Source organism: Janthinobacterium sp. 1_2014MBL_MicDiv, assembly GCF_001865675.1.
Taxonomy (GTDB): Bacteria; Pseudomonadota; Gammaproteobacteria; order Burkholderiales; family Burkholderiaceae_D; genus Janthinobacterium.
In genome coordinates, this window is sequence record NZ_CP011319.1 from 129,804 (window position 1) to 144,119 (window position 14,316).

General features: G+C 64.5%; 15 protein-coding genes. 8 read left to right on the forward strand and 7 right to left on the reverse strand.

Going from position 1 to position 14,316, the window contains the following annotated elements; translation table 11 throughout:
- Nucleotides 1–237: 237 nt before the first annotated feature.
- On the forward strand, nt 238–918 hold the full coding sequence (locus tag YQ44_RS00550; RefSeq protein ID WP_071321708.1) for a Fe2+-dependent dioxygenase: 681 nt from the start codon (nt 238–240) through the stop codon (nt 916–918).
- Nucleotides 919–1,120: 202 nt separating this feature from the next.
- Here YQ44_RS00550 and YQ44_RS00555 read toward each other — a convergent pair whose 3' ends face one another.
- Nucleotides 1,121–1,822: an energy transducer TonB gene (locus YQ44_RS00555; protein WP_071321709.1), complete on the reverse strand. Its 702-nt coding sequence runs from the start codon at nt 1,820–1,822 to the stop codon at nt 1,121–1,123.
- 16 nt (nt 1,823–1,838) lie between these two features.
- A complete protein-coding gene (locus YQ44_RS27965; RefSeq protein ID WP_071075208.1) occupies nt 1,839–2,054 on the reverse strand; it encodes a (2Fe-2S)-binding protein in 216 nt (71 codons plus the stop codon).
- 412 nt (nt 2,055–2,466) lie between these two features.
- Between YQ44_RS27965 and YQ44_RS00565 the strand changes: the two genes are divergently transcribed.
- The 4 genes from YQ44_RS00565 to YQ44_RS28520 all read left to right on the forward strand — a co-directional run bounded on the left by YQ44_RS00565 (nt 2,467) and on the right by YQ44_RS28520 (nt 5,172).
- On the forward strand, nt 2,467–2,751 hold the full coding sequence (locus YQ44_RS00565; RefSeq protein ID WP_071321711.1) for a FeoA family protein: 285 nt from the start codon (nt 2,467–2,469) through the stop codon (nt 2,749–2,751).
- A 2-nt stretch (nt 2,752–2,753) separates the two neighbouring features.
- Nucleotides 2,754–4,655, forward strand: a complete 1,902-nt coding sequence (gene feoB, locus YQ44_RS00570; protein WP_071321712.1) for a ferrous iron transporter B — start codon at nt 2,754–2,756, stop codon at nt 4,653–4,655.
- A gap of 9 nt (nt 4,656–4,664) precedes the next feature.
- Nucleotides 4,665–4,946 carry a hypothetical protein gene (locus YQ44_RS00575; protein WP_071321713.1) on the forward strand — a complete coding sequence of 94 codons (282 nt, stop codon included), beginning with the start codon at nt 4,665–4,667 and terminating at the stop codon, nt 4,944–4,946.
- Nucleotides 4,947–5,010: 64 nt separating this feature from the next.
- A complete protein-coding gene (locus tag YQ44_RS28520; protein WP_156894640.1) occupies nt 5,011–5,172 on the forward strand; it encodes a hypothetical protein in 162 nt (53 codons plus the stop codon).
- Nucleotides 5,173–5,207: 35 nt separating this feature from the next.
- Here YQ44_RS28520 and YQ44_RS00580 read toward each other — a convergent pair whose 3' ends face one another.
- Entirely contained in the window at nt 5,208–6,128 is a 921-nt protein-coding gene (locus tag YQ44_RS00580) for an AraC family transcriptional regulator (protein ID WP_071321714.1), read from the reverse strand.
- 128 nt (nt 6,129–6,256) lie between these two features.
- On the opposite strand from YQ44_RS00580, the gene YQ44_RS00585 reads away from it, so the two are divergent.
- A complete protein-coding gene (locus YQ44_RS00585) occupies nt 6,257–7,246 on the forward strand; it encodes an oxidoreductase (protein ID WP_071321715.1) in 990 nt (329 codons plus the stop codon).
- Nucleotides 7,247–7,292: 46 nt separating this feature from the next.
- On the opposite strand, the gene nagZ is transcribed toward YQ44_RS00585, so the two are convergent.
- The 4 genes from nagZ to YQ44_RS00605 all read right to left on the reverse strand — a co-directional run bounded on the left by nagZ (nt 7,293) and on the right by YQ44_RS00605 (nt 12,914).
- Complete coding sequence (gene nagZ, locus YQ44_RS00590; RefSeq protein ID WP_071321716.1) at nt 7,293–8,834, reverse strand: beta-N-acetylhexosaminidase; 1,542 nt, start codon at nt 8,832–8,834, stop codon at nt 7,293–7,295.
- 181 nt (nt 8,835–9,015) lie between these two features.
- On the reverse strand, nt 9,016–10,626 hold the full coding sequence (locus YQ44_RS00595) for an FMN-binding glutamate synthase family protein (RefSeq protein ID WP_071321717.1): 1,611 nt from the start codon (nt 10,624–10,626) through the stop codon (nt 9,016–9,018).
- Nucleotides 10,627–10,849: 223 nt separating this feature from the next.
- Nucleotides 10,850–11,860 (reverse strand): M48 family metallopeptidase, encoded by a 1,011-nt coding sequence (locus tag YQ44_RS00600; RefSeq protein WP_071321718.1) that lies wholly within the window; start codon nt 11,858–11,860, stop codon nt 10,850–10,852.
- A gap of 1 nt (nt 11,861) precedes the next feature.
- Nucleotides 11,862–12,914: a YjgN family protein gene (locus YQ44_RS00605; RefSeq protein WP_232251017.1), complete on the reverse strand. Its 1,053-nt coding sequence runs from the start codon at nt 12,912–12,914 to the stop codon at nt 11,862–11,864.
- A gap of 164 nt (nt 12,915–13,078) precedes the next feature.
- On the opposite strand from YQ44_RS00605, the gene YQ44_RS00610 reads away from it, so the two are divergent.
- Both YQ44_RS00610 and YQ44_RS00615 read left to right on the forward strand, forming a co-directional pair.
- Nucleotides 13,079–13,750 (forward strand): glutathione S-transferase, encoded by a 672-nt coding sequence (locus YQ44_RS00610; protein ID WP_071321720.1) that lies wholly within the window; start codon nt 13,079–13,081, stop codon nt 13,748–13,750.
- Nucleotides 13,751–13,868: 118 nt separating this feature from the next.
- Nucleotides 13,869–14,303 carry an Sbal_3080 family lipoprotein gene (locus tag YQ44_RS00615; protein WP_071321721.1) on the forward strand — a complete coding sequence of 145 codons (435 nt, stop codon included), beginning with the start codon at nt 13,869–13,871 and terminating at the stop codon, nt 14,301–14,303.
- Nucleotides 14,304–14,316 lie beyond the last annotated feature (13 nt).

A 14,316-nucleotide genomic window follows, 5' to 3' on the forward strand; every position in this document is an offset into this window, starting at 1 on the left:
TCGTGCGAATAAAACCCATTCTCAAGTGGATTGCCACACTTTTCCGTTTTTTATTTGTTAAGGCAAATGAAGGCCATTCTCATTCGCGTTCATGCTGTCTTTTTTGCATGTTCGGCGATCCGCTGCGCCCACGTGACAAGATGGGAAAATGTTTGCGCGCTTCTTGCCTTTCGCTGTTCTGGGGCCGCGCTGGCGGTGCGATAATCAGGCAGCGATTTTTTCGAAAGGGATAGCACGATGATGTTGCATATACCCGGCGTGCTGACGCCGGAACAGGTGACGCAGTTTCGCCAGCGCCTGGCGCAGACGGACTGGGTCGACGGGCGCGCCAGCGTCGGCGCGCAAGGGGCGCAAGTCAAGCGCAACCGCCAGCTGGCCGAAGGCTCGCCGCTGGCGCTGGAACTGGGCGAGATCGTCAGCCGCGCCCTGATGGCCAACCCGCTGTTCTTTGCGGCCGTGCTGCCGCTGCGCATCCTGCCGCCGTTTTTCAACAGCTATGCGGGCGGCGAACACTATGGCCTGCATATCGACGGCGCCATCCGCACGCCGAAAAACGGCATGCAGTCGATGCGCGCCGACGTCTCGTCGACCGTGTTCCTGAGCGAGCCGGACGAATACGAAGGCGGCGAGCTGGTGGTGGTCGATGCCTATGGCACGCATGAAGTGAAACTGCCGGCCGGCGACGTGATCGTGTATCCGTCGAGCAGCGTGCATCAAGTGCTGCCCGTCACCAGCGGCGAGCGCATCTGTTCGTTCCTGTGGACGCAAAGCATGGTGCGCGAGGACTGGAAGCGCAGCATGCTGTTCGAGCTCGACCAGAATATCCAGAGCGTGCGGGGAGAACACGGCGATTCGCCGGCGACGGTGGGGCTGACGGGCCACTATCACAACCTGCTGCGGATGTGGGCGGAAATGTAGCGCGAGCGCGCATGGCGGCGTTGCCTGGGCGCGCCGTCCTTGCATGGGCAAAAAAAAGTCTGCCTGGCCCGGGGATGTAGGCTGGCAGACTGAAACAAGCAAATCGCTTGACTAAAAACGGTATAAAAAGCAGGGCGCAAAAAAGCAAGCAGGCACTCGGTGCGATGCTTGCGGGCTGGCAGCGGCGCGGGGCCGCCGTGGGCTAGCTCAGCTGGAAGGTCAGCGGTACGAGGACGTACACGGGTACGGCTTTGCCGTTTTCGATCATCGGCTTGAACAGCGCGCGCTGCGCGGCCTGGCGGCCCGCTTCATCGAGGTTGCTGTAGCCGGTCGATTTGTGGATCAGGATTTGCTCGGGCAAGCCCTTTTCATTGATCAGGATGCGCAGCACGACGGTGCCGCTTTCGCCCAGGCGGCGCGACAGGTTCGGGTAGATCAGTTGCGGCGCCTTGATGTATTCCACGCTGCTGACGGTACGCGGCGCGGAAGGGGCAGGTGGCGAAGGCGCCGGTGTCGATGGCGCCGTCGGCGCGGCGGTGGCCACGGGCGCCGCTTCGGCGCGCGTTGGCTGCGGTGGCGTGATCGTCGGTTCGGTGGGCGCCACGGCGACCAGCGGCAGCGGCGGGATGATGGCGCGTGGCACGGGGGCGCTCAGTTCCACGGTCTTCGGTACGGAGGGTGCCGGCGGCTTCGGCGGCGCCGGCGGGGCGATGATGCTGATGGTGGTGATGGTTGGCATGGCTGCCGTGACGACGCGGCTAAGCAGGCCGCTCTGGATCGCGTAGAAACCGGCGACATGCAGGACGACGATGGCCATCAGCGGCGCGAATTTGCTGCGTTTCTTGTCGAAATCGGCAAATTGTTCCACGGCCTGCACCGTTATGGGCGGGGGCATCATCGTCATGGCATTCATCACTTTCTTAGTTTGTCAGTACAGCTCGCATCAATACGGTTTCTTGCAGCACTACGGTGGCGCTCAGGTGATCGTTCAGCACTTCGCGGGCACAGGTATGGCATTTGCCGCAGCACGTGGCCACGCCGAGGTCGCGGCGCAGTTCGGCCATGCTGGACAGGCCAAGATCGACGGCTTGACGGATTTCACGATCAGATATGTTGTTGCAGACACATACAATCATTGATACACCTTCTGGCTGGATGATGAACAGACACTAGTGCTGTGAAGCATTATTGCTAGTGTTTTAATGAGAATCATTATCATTACGTTTCATTGTCGCGCAAAGCGCAGGACAATGCAAGCGATTTTGATCAAGCGTGCGGCGTTTGGCGACTTGGCGCGGCGCCTTGATTGGCTGTCTGCGCGAATGACGCAGCCCTTGGCAGGGGCGGCTCTCCGGGCTAAATAAAAACAATTCGCATTCATGTTTATAATGCTGGTATTGTCTCGGACGGTCGCCGTCTGAACATACGGAAAGGCCGCTTGTCGGTAATGCGCAACAGCTTGCGCCTTGCCTTACAAACCTGAGCCAGTGCAGGGCGCTACGCGCGGCAGCTGGTATCAGGTGTTCTTAATCTGAACGGAATTTGCTCATGACTCTAGTTCCACCCTTGATGACGCTCGACGCGCTGGCCGTCGGCCAGAGCGGCACCGTGTTGAAGATCACGCCCCACGCGGCAGGACAGACGGAGGACGGCGTCGACCTTGCCCGTCGCTTGATGGAGCTGGGATTCGTTCCCGGCGAACGTATCCGCATGCTCAAGCGCGGCATTCCCGGTGGCGACCCGCTCGCCATCAAGGTCGGCAATGCCACGTTCGCCCTGCGCCGCTTCGAGGCGGCGCTGATTACGATTCAACCGCTGATTCAACCGGAATAATTATGGGTGCTGTAGAAACTATCGCCGATGCGGGCCTGCACAAGCCGCCGCATCAGCCACAAATCGCCTTGCTGGGCAATCCGAACTGCGGCAAGACCGCCCTGTTCAACCGCCTGACGGGCGCGCGCCAGAAAGTGGCGAACTACGCCGGCGTGACCATCGAGCGCAAGGAAGGCCATTTCACGTCGCCCGCCGGCAAACCCGTGCGCCTGCTCGATCTGCCGGGCGCCTACAGCCTGTCGGCCACCACGCCCGATGAAGCGATCACGCGCGACGTCGTGGGCGGCTTGCGCCAAGGCGATCCGCGTCCGGACGCCATCATCTGCGTCGTCGACGCCACCAATCTGCGCCTGAACCTGCGCCTGGTGCTGGAAGTCAAGCGCCTGGGCCTGCCCATGCTGCTGGCGCTGAACATGACGGACGTGGCGCGCAAGCGCGGCATGCTGATCGACACGGCCAGGCTGTCGGCCGAACTGGGCATGCCCGTGGTCGAGACGGTCGCCGTGCAGCACGATGGCGAAAAAGCCCTGCTCAATGCCATCGACGCCATGCTGCCGCTGCCCGTCGTGGAAGCCAAGCCGCTGGCCGCCATCGACGCCGTCAGCGTGGAAGAAACGCAGCGCGAAGTGCGCCGCATCCTGGCCACCGTCAGCAATGACGCGAGCGACAAGGGCAACCTGACGGAAAAAATCGACGACGTGGTGCTGCACCCCGTCTTCGGCCCCATCATCCTGGCCGTGCTGATGTTCCTGATCTTCCAGGCCGTGTTTGCCTGGGCCGCGACGCCGATGGAGATGATCACGGATGGTGTGGGCCACCTGGGCGCCTTGCTGACGGCGAACATGCCCGACGGCCACCTGAAAAGCCTGCTGGTGGAAGGCATCATCGGCGGTGTCGGCAGCGTGCTGGTGTTCCTGCCGCAGATCCTGATCCTGTTCTTCTTCATCCTCAGCCTGGAAGACTGCGGCTACCTGCCGCGCGCCGCCTTCCTGCTGGACCGCATGATGGGCGGCGTGGGCCTGTCGGGCCGCGCCTTCATCCCGTTGCTGTCGAGCTTTGCCTGCGCCATCCCCGGCGTGATGGCGGCGCGCACCATCCAGAACCCGCGCGACCGCCTGGTGACCATCATGATCGCGCCGCTGATGACGTGCTCGGCGCGCCTGCCCGTGTATGCGCTGATCATCGCCGCCTTCATCCCCGAACGCCAGGTGTGGGGCTACCTGAGCCTGCAAGGCCTGGTGCTGTTCGCCCTGTATTTCGCCGGCATCATTTCGGCCATGGCCGTGGCCTGGGTCATGAAGCGCGGCATGGGTGTGCGCGGCAACCAGCCGCTGCTGCTGGAATTGCCGGCCTATCACTGGCCGCATTTGCGCAACCTGGCCGTCAGCCTGTGGGAGCGCGCGAAGATCTTCCTGACGCGCGTCGGTACCATCATCCTGAGCCTGATGATCATCCTGTGGTTCCTCAGCACCTTCCCCGGCGCGCCGGAGAACGCGATCCACCCGCCGATCTACTACAGCCTGGCCGGTATCCTGGGCCGCGGCCTGGAAGTGATCTTCGCGCCGATCGGCTTCAACTGGCAGATCTGCATCGCGCTGGTGCCGGGCATGGCCGCGCGCGAAGTGGCTGTCGGCGCCCTGGGCACCGTGTACGCGCTGTCGCAAACGGGCGATGCGCTCGCCTCCACGCTGGAGCCGCTGATCGCCCACTCGTGGTCGATGGCCACCGCGCTGTCGCTGCTGGCCTGGTATGTCTTCGCGCCGCAGTGCCTGTCGACCCTCTCCGTGGTGAAACGCGAGACGGGCGGCTGGCGCTATCCGCTGCTGATGGCCGGCTACATGTTCGCGCTGGCGTATGCCGCCTCGTTCATCACTTACCGTCTCGCCCTGTTGCTGGGCGCCTAGGAGAAAGCCATGTGGCAAACCCTGATTGTCGCCCTGATCGTCGCCGCCGCGCTGCTGCATTTTTCGACCAAGTACCTGCCGGCCGGCGTGCGCCGTGCCATCGTGCGTGGCCTGGTGCGCTGCGGCCTCGATGAGGCGAAGATGTCGACCCTGTTCAAGGTGGCGCCGGGTTGCGGCAGCGGCTGCGGTTCCTGCGGCTCCTGCGACAGCCCGCCACCGCCGTCCGCCACGCCGCCGTCCGACGGCAGCAGCAAGCGCGTGATCCTGATGCAGGTGCAGCGCCAGGATTGATGTAGGTCTGGCCACGGGCGCGCCCGTGGGCTACACTGGGCTTTCCGCATGGCAAGGAGTGGCAATGGCGATACTGTTGATCTTCATGTTTTTGTTTGCGGTCGCCACCTGGCTGCTGGCCAGCCGGCGCGGCCGCCACGGCGGCCTGTGGTTCGGCATTGGCCTGTGCCTCGGACCGTTTGCCTTGCTGGCGGTGGCGGCCTTGCCGCCCGTGCCGGCGCGCTGACCCTGTATTGCCACAACCCGCCAGCGCGGGTTTTTTTACGCCTGCGCGTCCGCGTGGCGCAGCCGGTACTGGCGCGGCGAGCACGCCATGACGCGCTTGAATGCATGGCTGAAGGCGCTGTCCGAATCGTAGCCCAGCGCCTGCGCGATCGACGTCACTGTCGCGGCATTGTCCTTCAGGCGCCGCGTGGCCAGGCGCATGCGCCAGCGCAGCAGGTAATCGAGCGGGGTCACGCCCACCCGGTTCCTGAAGTGCAGGGCAAAGGCGGAGCGCGACTGTCCCGCGACGGCGGCCAGCTGCAGCAAGGTCCAGCGCTGCGCCGGCTGCGCATGCCTGGCCTCGATGGCGGCGCGCAGTCGGGGATCGGCCAGCGCAAACAGCCAGCCCACGGGATGCGACGCCTGCGCTTGAAGATACTGGCGCAGCATCTGCAGCAGCATCATGTGGCCCAGGTGGTGCGTCATCAGCGTCGCACCGGGCGCCGTCGCCTGCAGTTCCTGCGCCAGGCGCTGCAAGGCCCAGTGCAGCACGCTGGCCTGGTCCGTATCGCCGCGCACGTGCAACAGGGGCGGCAGGCAGTCGAGCAGGATGGCCGCCTCGTCGCCAAAGCTGAAACGTCCACCGATGAGGAAGAAATCGTGTTCCGGCCCGCCGTGGCGGGCCACGCCCTGCTGCGCGTGCCGGTACACTTCCAGCGCCGGCGTGGCCGGCAAGCCGGGCGTGCTGGCCAGCGTGAACGCGCGTCCGGGCGCCAGCAGGAAGCAGTCGCCCGTGCGCAGCTGCACGGGAGCGTCGATGCCCGCGACCATCAGCCAGCAAGTACCTTCGATCACGGCGTTGAACTTGATGCCGTCCGGCGGCGGAAAGTCGATGGCCCATGCGCCGCCCGCCTTCAGGCCGGCAAAATAGGAGCTGCGCGTGTCAAACAGCGACAGTACATCGGAAAGCAGATCCATGGCGGGTTCCAGTTCTGGACGATGGCGACAGTATCAAGGATTTTACGCCATTCACAGTCCAGAACGGCCCGCGCAAAATATGCATGTCGCCAGCCATCCCGCGCTGGCCCCCACATGCAGAGGCAGACATGACATACGGCGATCACAGGCAGACTCCCCTTCACACCGGCTTCGGCGCGGCCACCACCGCCACCGAGGCGCTGGCCGGGCGCACCCTGTCCGGCATGCAGGCCATCGTCACGGGCGGTGCTTCAGGGCTAGGCCTGGAAACGGTGCGCGTGCTGGCCGGCGCGGGCGCCCGCGTGGTGGTGCCGGCGCGCGACCCGCGCCAGGCGCAAGCTGCATTGGCCGGTCTGGCCGGCGTGGAAGTCGCCGCGCTCGACCTGCTCGATCCGCAAGCCATCGACTCTTTTGCCGCCGCCTTCCTCGCCTCCGGCCGCGCCCTGCACGTGCTGGTCAACGGCGCCGGGCTCATGGCCTCGCCCTTGCTACGCGATGCGCGCGGCTATGAGGCGCAGTTCGCGACGAATCACCTGGGGCATTTCCAGTTGACGGCGCGCCTGTGGCCGGCCTTGCGGCAGGCGCAGGGCGCGCGCGTGGTGTGCGTGTCGTCGCTGGGCCACCAGCAGGCGGGCGTCGACCTGGACGACCCGCATTTCCTGCGCCAGCCGTACGACAAATGGCGCGCGTATGCGCAGTCGAAAAGCGCCAACGCCCTGTTTGCCGTGGAGCTGGACCGGCGCGGTGCGGCGCACGAGGTGCGCGCCTTTTCGCTGCACCCGGGCGCCATCCTGACGCCGCTGGTGCGCCACCTGGACCAGGATGATTTGCGCAGGGTGGGCGCGCTTGACGATGCGGACCAGGTGAATCCGCCGCCGCAATCGGGTTTCAAGAACGTGGCGCAGGGCGCCGCCACGGCCGTCTGGTGTGCCACCAGCACGCAGCTGGACGGTCTTGGCGGCGTGTATTGCGAGGATTGCGATATTGCCGCCCTGGTGGCGGACGACAGCACGGGGGCGGGCGTGCGGCGCTGGGCGGCCGACCCTGCGCAGGCGCGCCAGCTATGGGCGCTGAGCGAACAGATGACGGGCGTGCGTTTCGATCCCGGCGCTGCATGAAAAATGCCGGGCAAGGCCCGGCATGTGCAGGAAGGGCGGCGTGGATTTACGCCTTGCCCGCCAGTTTTTCCACCACGGGCACCAGCGCGGCCGGGCGGCAGCCGAAGGCGGCCAGACGGCCTTGCGCGGCGGGCGCCAGGTCGAGGTCATACGGCAGGCGGCCCGCCACCAGCCACAGTTTATCGTGCGGCAGGGCGTCGACGAGGCGGCGCTGGCCGTCGACGAACATGGCGTTATACGTCTGCAGCACGATTTGCTGTGCGCCTTGGGCAAACGCGATGGCGGCGTCCACTTCCTCGTCCAGCGCTTCGGCCGACAAGGCGTACTCGCGCACGTCCAGCCCCGCCTCGAGCAGCGCCGGCAGCATCGAGCTGCGCGCTTCCTTGTTGCGGCCCAGCGCCACTTCGTCGATTTCGCTGCGCGAGCGCACTTCCACCGTCAGCAGGGTCACGGGCAGGCCTGCGTCGAGCGCGCGGTAATCGCCCTGCACGCGCAAGGCCGCCTTTTGCAGCAGCTGCGACAGGGCCATGGCGGCCGGCTGCATCAGCGCCGGCGGGGCGACAGGGCGCGCGCGCCAGTCGCGCACGGCGCGGTTGCGCTTGAGTTCGGCCACGCGGGCACAAGCCGCGTCGATGCGGGAGAGCGCAATGTCACCGCGCTCCACGGCGGCGATGACGGCGTCGATGGCCGCCGTCTGCTGCGCTTCGCGGTGCGAGATGAGGACGATGTCGGCGCCCGCCTGCAAGGTGGCGATGGCGCCCTGGGCGATGCCGATGCCGTCGGCGATGGCCGCCATTTCCAGGCAATCGGTGATGACGACGCCCTTGTATTGCAACTCGCCGCGCAGCAGGTCCGTGAGCACGCCTTTCGACAGGGTGGCGGGCACGCTGGTGTCGGCTTCGAACGCGGGGAAGACCACGTGCGCCGTCATGATGGCGTCGACGCCGCCGGCAATCGCCGCGCGGAACGGCGCCAGTTCCACGGCGCGCAGGCGTTCCTTGTCGTGCGGTACCAGGGCCATGGCGTAGTGCGTGTCGATGGCCGTGTCGCCGTGGCCGGGGAAATGCTTGGCCGTGACGGCCACGCCGCTGGCGCGCTGGCCGCGCATGGCGGCCATGCCGTATTCGATGACGGTGGCGGCATCCTCGCCATACGCGCGCACGCCGATGACGGGATTGTTGCGGTTGTTGTTCACATCCAGCACGGGGGCCAGCAGCATGTTGATGCCCACCTGGCGCATCTCGTCGCCGCTGATCTGGTTCATGCGCTCGCAGTCTTCAGGCGAGCCGGCGGCCTGGAAGGCCATCGCGGCGGGAACGGGCGTGACGCCCTGTTCGATGCGCATCACCATGCCGCCTTCCTGGTCGATGGAGATGAGCAGCGGCGTGTCGGACACTTCCGCGTTGATTTCCTGCAGTTCGCGGCACAGGGCCGACACTTGCGCGGGCGTGTGCACATTGCGGCGGAACAGGATCACGCCGCCCACCTTCTTGTCGCGTATCAAGGTCTTGATATGCTCGTCCGCCTGCAGGGCGTCGAAGCCCACCATGAACAACTGTCCTACTTTCTCGCGCAAACCCTGCTCCATGCTGCAACTCCTCCGGTCTTCATTGTGATGATGGCATACGTATTGTGGCACCGTGGTGGCGCGCCTTGGCGATCACCGGAAAAGCTGCCTGCGTTTTGTACTTGTTTTGGTATTGTATTGGATTTGGATATTTGCGCAAGTGGTTATTAATTGGTATTGGTCCACTTGCGCCATGCAGGGCTTAGTCCAGGCGCTGGAACGATGCGGCCTGCGCCTTCGGCCAGTACAGGCCGAACACGGGCGGCAGTTGCGGCAGCTGGCTCGGGTCGAGCAATTGCCCCGCTTCCAGGAAGGGCAGCAGGGCCGAGGCCAGTTTCACCTGGTTGGGCGAGATGCGCCGCACCAGGTGGTGCGGGCGCAGGTCCTGCGGGTGCGCCAGGCCGGCGGCGGCGATCAGTTCGGCCAGCGCCTTCATGGTGTTCTGGTGGAAGTGCGCCACGCGGGAAATCTTGTCGGACACCACCAGCGCGCGCTGGCGCTGCGGGTCCTGCGTGGCCACGCCCGTCGGGCAGCGGTCCGTGTGGCAGCTTTGCGACTGGATGCAGCCCAGCGCGAACATGAAGCCGCGCGCCGAATTGCACCAGTCGGCGCCCAGCGCCAGCAGGCGAGCGATGTCGAAGGCCGTGATGATCTTGCCCGAGCAGCCGATCTTGATCTTCGCGCGCAGGTTGGCGCCCACCAGGGTGTTATGCACGAGCACCAGCGCTTCCTGCAGCGGCGTGCCCACGTGGTCGGTGAATTCCACTGGCGCGGCGCCCGTGCCCCCTTCGCTGCCGTCGACGACGATGAAGTCGGGCGTGATGCCCGTTTCCAGCATGGCTTTGACGATGGCGAAAAACTCCCATGGGTGGCCGATGGCCAGCTTGAATCCCGTCGGCTTGCCGCCCGACAGGGTGCGCAGGCGGTCGATGAAGTGCAGCATTTCCAGTGGCGTGGAAAAGGCGCTGTGCGCGGCCGGCGAGATGCAATCCTCGCCCACCATCACGCCGCGCGTGGTGGCGATCTCGATGGTCACCTTGGGACCGGGCAGCACGCCGCCGTGGCCCGGCTTGGCGCCCTGCGACATTTTCAGCTCGATCATTTTCACCTGCTCCGAGCTGGCGTTGGCGACGAAGCGCTCTTCGGAGAAGGTGCCGTCCGGGTTGCGGCAGCCGAAGTAGCCGGAACCGATTTCCCAGACCAGGTCGCCGCCGTTTTCGCGGTGGTAGGGACTGATGCTGCCTTCGCCCGTGTCGTGCATGAAGCCGCCGCTGCGCGCGCCGCCGTTCAGGGCCAGGATGGCGTTGGCCGACAGGGCGCCAAAGCTCATCGCCGAAATATTGAAGACGCTGGCCGAATACGGTTTCTCGCGCGGGCAGTCCGGGTGGTTGCCGATGTCGATGCGGAAGTCGTGTCCCGTCACCTTGGCGGGGGCGATGGAATGGTTGATCCATTCGTAGCCGGCCTGGTACATGTCGAGCTGGGTGCCGAACGGGCGCTTGTCCGTCTGCTCCTTGGCGCGCTGGTAGACGATGCTGCGCTGGCTGCGCGAGAACGGCGTCGCTTCCGTGTCGCTTTCCAGGAAGTACTGACGGATTTCGGGGCGGATGCTCTCGAAGAAAAAGCGGAAATGCGCGAGGATGGGGTAGTTGCGGCGCAGCGCGCGCTTGGTTTGCAGCAGGTCGCTGATGCCCAGCAGGGTCAGCGCACCGGCCAGCACGGGCAGCCAGTAATGGTCGTAGTAAAACAGGGACAGGACAAAGATGGCGGCCGTCGCAATGAAGGTCAGGTAGCGAAATGGTACTAGGTGCATGGGCACTCCGGTGAAGTCAGACTGATACTGCTGAGTGTACCGGTGATTGGTAGATCTTGCTGACTGGGAAAGTGTACTGTCAGAGCGGCGCTATCCATACGCGCGACACCTGACAAAACCGTAGCGGGCGGCAGCGATTTGCGGCCGAGAAGCGCAACCGTACTTTGGTACGGTGAGCATCGCCGGCCGCAAAGCGCGACGCGCAGCAGGTTTGGTCAGGTGTTCACCGTTGTGCCGCGCGGATGCGGGCCACCCGTTCGGCGCTGGCGGGATGGCTCGACAGATACGGCGTGGCGTCGCCGAGCTTGTCGAGGGCGACAAACACCTGTGCCAGGTGCTCCAGCGCAATGCCGTTCTGGCGCAGCATGGCGATCGCATAGTCGTCCGCCTCGCGCTCGACGTCGCGCGAGTACTTCAAGTCCAGCAGCAGCGGCGGCAGCGTGGCCACCACCGTCGACACGTCGCCGAACAGCAGCGCCGCGCCGGCGCCCACGGCCGAGGTCTGGATCAGGCGCCGCGTCAGGTGGCGCTGCTGCAGGTGCCCCAGTTCATGCGCAAGCACGCCCATGATGGCCAGGTCGTCCGGCATCAGTGCCACCATTTCATCGGTGAGCACGATGTCGCCCGAAGGCAGGGCGAAGGCGTTCGGGCCGATCTTGCTCTTGCGAAAGACGATGCGGTGCTCGGGCGTGCTGTCGCCGGGCGTGGCCAGGCGCGCGAACTGGGCGCGCAAGGCTTGCTGGCGCGCGCCATCGAGCTTGCTCGCCTCAAACACGTGCTTGTCGAGGAAATCGAGCACGCCCTGCCCCAGCTGGCGCTCGACGGACTGGGGAATCGCGTAGGCGATGCCTTGCGCCGCCACCGGCAGCAGGTACTGATAGCTGAGCCACAGGGCCAGCACGGTGGCCACCGTGGCCAGCAGGGCGCCGCGCCAGCTTTGCTGCAGGCGCACCACCCAGCCGTCGCGGTGGCCCGTGTCGTGCAGCAGGCGGTTGAAGGCAGCCAGGTCGGCGATTTCCAGGTAGGCGCCATCGGGGAAGCTGACCTTGCGCGCGGCATGGCTGCTGCGCTCGGACACGTGCAGCTCGCCCAGCGGGCAGCTGCGCTCGATGTCGCCGGCCAGCACGGCCATGCCATCGTGCACGGCCAGCGTCACGTGGTACAGGCGCGAGCTGTGGCCGTCGAAATAGCGGGCGGCCAGCGGCGCCTGCGCGGTCGGGCTGTCGTTGTGCATCTTACAGCGACAGGTCGAAGTCCAGCAGGTCGACCACGCCTTCGCCGGTGGCCGACACTTGCTGGCCCGTGGCGGCGACAAACTCGTCCAGGCTGCCGTGCACGAGCATCGAGGTCGCTTCCAGCCGGTATTTCAGCCAGCGCACGTGGGCGAACGGCGAAAACAGGCCCAGGGTGACGACGATGCCGATCAGGTTGGTCAGCATGATGAAGGTGGTGCGGCCCCACGTCAGCTGCGACTGGAACTGGTGCTGCTGCAGGCGCGTGTGGTTCCAGATCAGGTTCTGGATCATGGTGAGGAACAGCGGCAGCACGATGAAGGCCCACGCATACAGGGCGGCGACGGCGCCGAAGATGCTGCCGGCCTTGGTGGCGTCGTTGGCATGCGTGGCGAACGTGGCGAAGACGCTGGCGAAGACGACAAAGATCAGCACCAGGAAGCCGGCCAGCAGCAGGGCGAAGAACAGCAGATAGGTCTTGTAGAAGCTGCCGACGCTGGCGTCGAAGCTGAAGTTGCTGGTGCCGAAGCGGCTGTGCGTGTGCTGGAAGCGTTTCAGGCGCTGGTGCAGGAACGGCGTCATCAGGCCGCCCGTGAAGGTGTTCAGGATCGGCAGCCACAGGAAGTATTTATAGGCTTCCTTGGCGCTGCCGCCAAAGCCGAAGCGGATGCCGCGATAGCTGGTGTTGTACAGCTTGAATTGCAGGCTTTTCCATACGAGCCAGGGCAGCACGGCGAGCATCAGCACGAGCATGATCAGGCCGACGACGGGCGAGACCTGGAAGGCGATGTTGTAGCCGCCGATCAGCACCACGGCCGCGATGCGGCCCTTCAGGATGGCGACGGCGTTGCCATGGTATTCGAAGCTGCTGCCGGCCAGGTGGGTGCTGGAATAGAAATAGCGGTTGCGGCGCACCTTGGCCCAGGCCGAGTAAATGCCGAGGGTGACAATGCTCAGCAGCAGGTTGACGATCCAGATACGGAAGTATTCGCTGCCGGTGGCGCTGAAGGTGATCGCTTCGCGCTGGGGATTGGTGTTGTTGACATCGACGTGCACGGGAAGAATCCTTACTTATTGGAAACAAAACAAGATAAGGGAATACTGAAAAGTTATCAATTGAAACTACTGTTTTTCGCAATTTTTTCGTCGATACGCTTGCGCCGCCGCAATCTGGCCGTCCCGGCTATACTGGAACTCAACCATCGCCTACCGGGAAAACCATGATCGTCGTCCACCATCTGAACAATTCGCGCTCGCAGCGCGTGCTCTGGCTGCTCGAGGAACTGGGGCTCGATTACGAGGTCAAGCGCTACCAGCGCGACCCGAAAACCATGCTGGCGCCCGCCGCGCTGAAGGCTGTGCATCCGCTGGGCAAGTCGCCCGTGATCACGGACGGCGCCAACACCATCGCCGAATCGGGCGCCATCATCGACTACCTGCTCGAGCGCTACGGCAATGGCCGCCTGGTGCCGGCGGCGGGCACGCCGGAAAAGCTGCGCTGGACCTACTGGCTGCATTTCGCGGAAGGCTCGGCCATGCCGCCGCTGCTGATGAAGCTGGTGTTCGACAAGGTCGAATCGTCGCCCATGCCCTTCTTCGTGAAACCGATCGCGCGCGGCATCGCCAGCAAGGTCAGGGACAGTTTCATCATGCCGAACATCAACAGCCAGCTCGCCTACATGGAAGCGGAGCTGGAGAAAACCAAATGGTTTGCCGGCAATGAATTCACGGCCGCCGACATCCAGATGAGTTTTCCCCTGGAAGCGGCCGCCTCGCGCGGCGGCCTCGATGCGCGCCTGCCGAAGCTGACGGCCTTCCTGCAGCGCATCCATGCGCGGCCCGCCTTCCAGCGCGCGCTGGAAAAAGGCGGGCCTTACGACTTTGCAAAGTGAACAGATTGCTCGCGGCATAGGTCATATAAAGAAAGTAATATTACTTTTTTACATGGTTTTGCTATAAAATATTTTCCTTTATGCAACCATATGCCAGCGCCGCGACGCGCTCTTTTCCATGATCAAAAAAATAGTGCTCTTTGCCGCCGTGATGTTTCTCTTTACCGGCTGCGCGATTCACCAGACCGTCAAACCGGTTGGGAACTTTGCCACCAAAGAAGTTTGTATCCTGAATAACCCGGATGTGCGCGTCGGCTTCATGGTCGCGTACAAGCGCGCGCTGGAAGGCAAGGGCTATGTCGCACGCCAATTGCCTGTCACGGCATCGATCATCGAATGTCCGCTGACGTCCACCTACACGGCGAACTGGCGCTGGGATCTGGCGATGTATATGCACTACGCCAATATCAAGGTGTACAACAACGGCAAGGTGGTCGGTGAAGCCGTGTACGACGCCAAGCGCGCGGGTCTGAACACGGGGAAGTTCATTGATGCGGATCAAAAAATTGGCGAGTTGGTCAACCAGCTTTTCCCGGGCGGCGCCGGTAGCTGAAACTGCTCGGCAC

Coding starts and splice junctions, on each gene's coding strand:
- YQ44_RS00550 (WP_071321708.1), top strand. CDS start 238: ATGATGTTGCATATACCCGGCGTGCTGACGCCGGAACAGGTGACGCAG.
- YQ44_RS00555 (WP_071321709.1), bottom strand. CDS start 1,822: ATGACGATGATGCCCCCGCCCATAACGGTGCAGGCCGTGGAACAATTT.
- YQ44_RS27965 (WP_071075208.1), bottom strand. CDS start 2,054: ATGATTGTATGTGTCTGCAACAACATATCTGATCGTGAAATCCGTCAA.
- YQ44_RS00565 (WP_071321711.1), top strand. CDS start 2,467: ATGACTCTAGTTCCACCCTTGATGACGCTCGACGCGCTGGCCGTCGGC.
- feoB (WP_071321712.1), top strand. CDS start 2,754: ATGGGTGCTGTAGAAACTATCGCCGATGCGGGCCTGCACAAGCCGCCG.
- YQ44_RS00575 (WP_071321713.1), top strand. CDS start 4,665: ATGTGGCAAACCCTGATTGTCGCCCTGATCGTCGCCGCCGCGCTGCTG.
- YQ44_RS28520 (WP_156894640.1), top strand. CDS start 5,011: ATGGCGATACTGTTGATCTTCATGTTTTTGTTTGCGGTCGCCACCTGG.
- YQ44_RS00580 (WP_071321714.1), bottom strand. CDS start 6,128: ATGGATCTGCTTTCCGATGTACTGTCGCTGTTTGACACGCGCAGCTCC.
- YQ44_RS00585 (WP_071321715.1), top strand. CDS start 6,257: ATGACATACGGCGATCACAGGCAGACTCCCCTTCACACCGGCTTCGGC.
- nagZ (WP_071321716.1), bottom strand. CDS start 8,834: ATGGAGCAGGGTTTGCGCGAGAAAGTAGGACAGTTGTTCATGGTGGGC.
- YQ44_RS00595 (WP_071321717.1), bottom strand. CDS start 10,626: ATGCACCTAGTACCATTTCGCTACCTGACCTTCATTGCGACGGCCGCC.
- YQ44_RS00600 (WP_071321718.1), bottom strand. CDS start 11,860: ATGCACAACGACAGCCCGACCGCGCAGGCGCCGCTGGCCGCCCGCTAT.
- YQ44_RS00610 (WP_071321720.1), top strand. CDS start 13,079: ATGATCGTCGTCCACCATCTGAACAATTCGCGCTCGCAGCGCGTGCTC.
- YQ44_RS00615 (WP_071321721.1), top strand. CDS start 13,869: ATGATCAAAAAAATAGTGCTCTTTGCCGCCGTGATGTTTCTCTTTACC.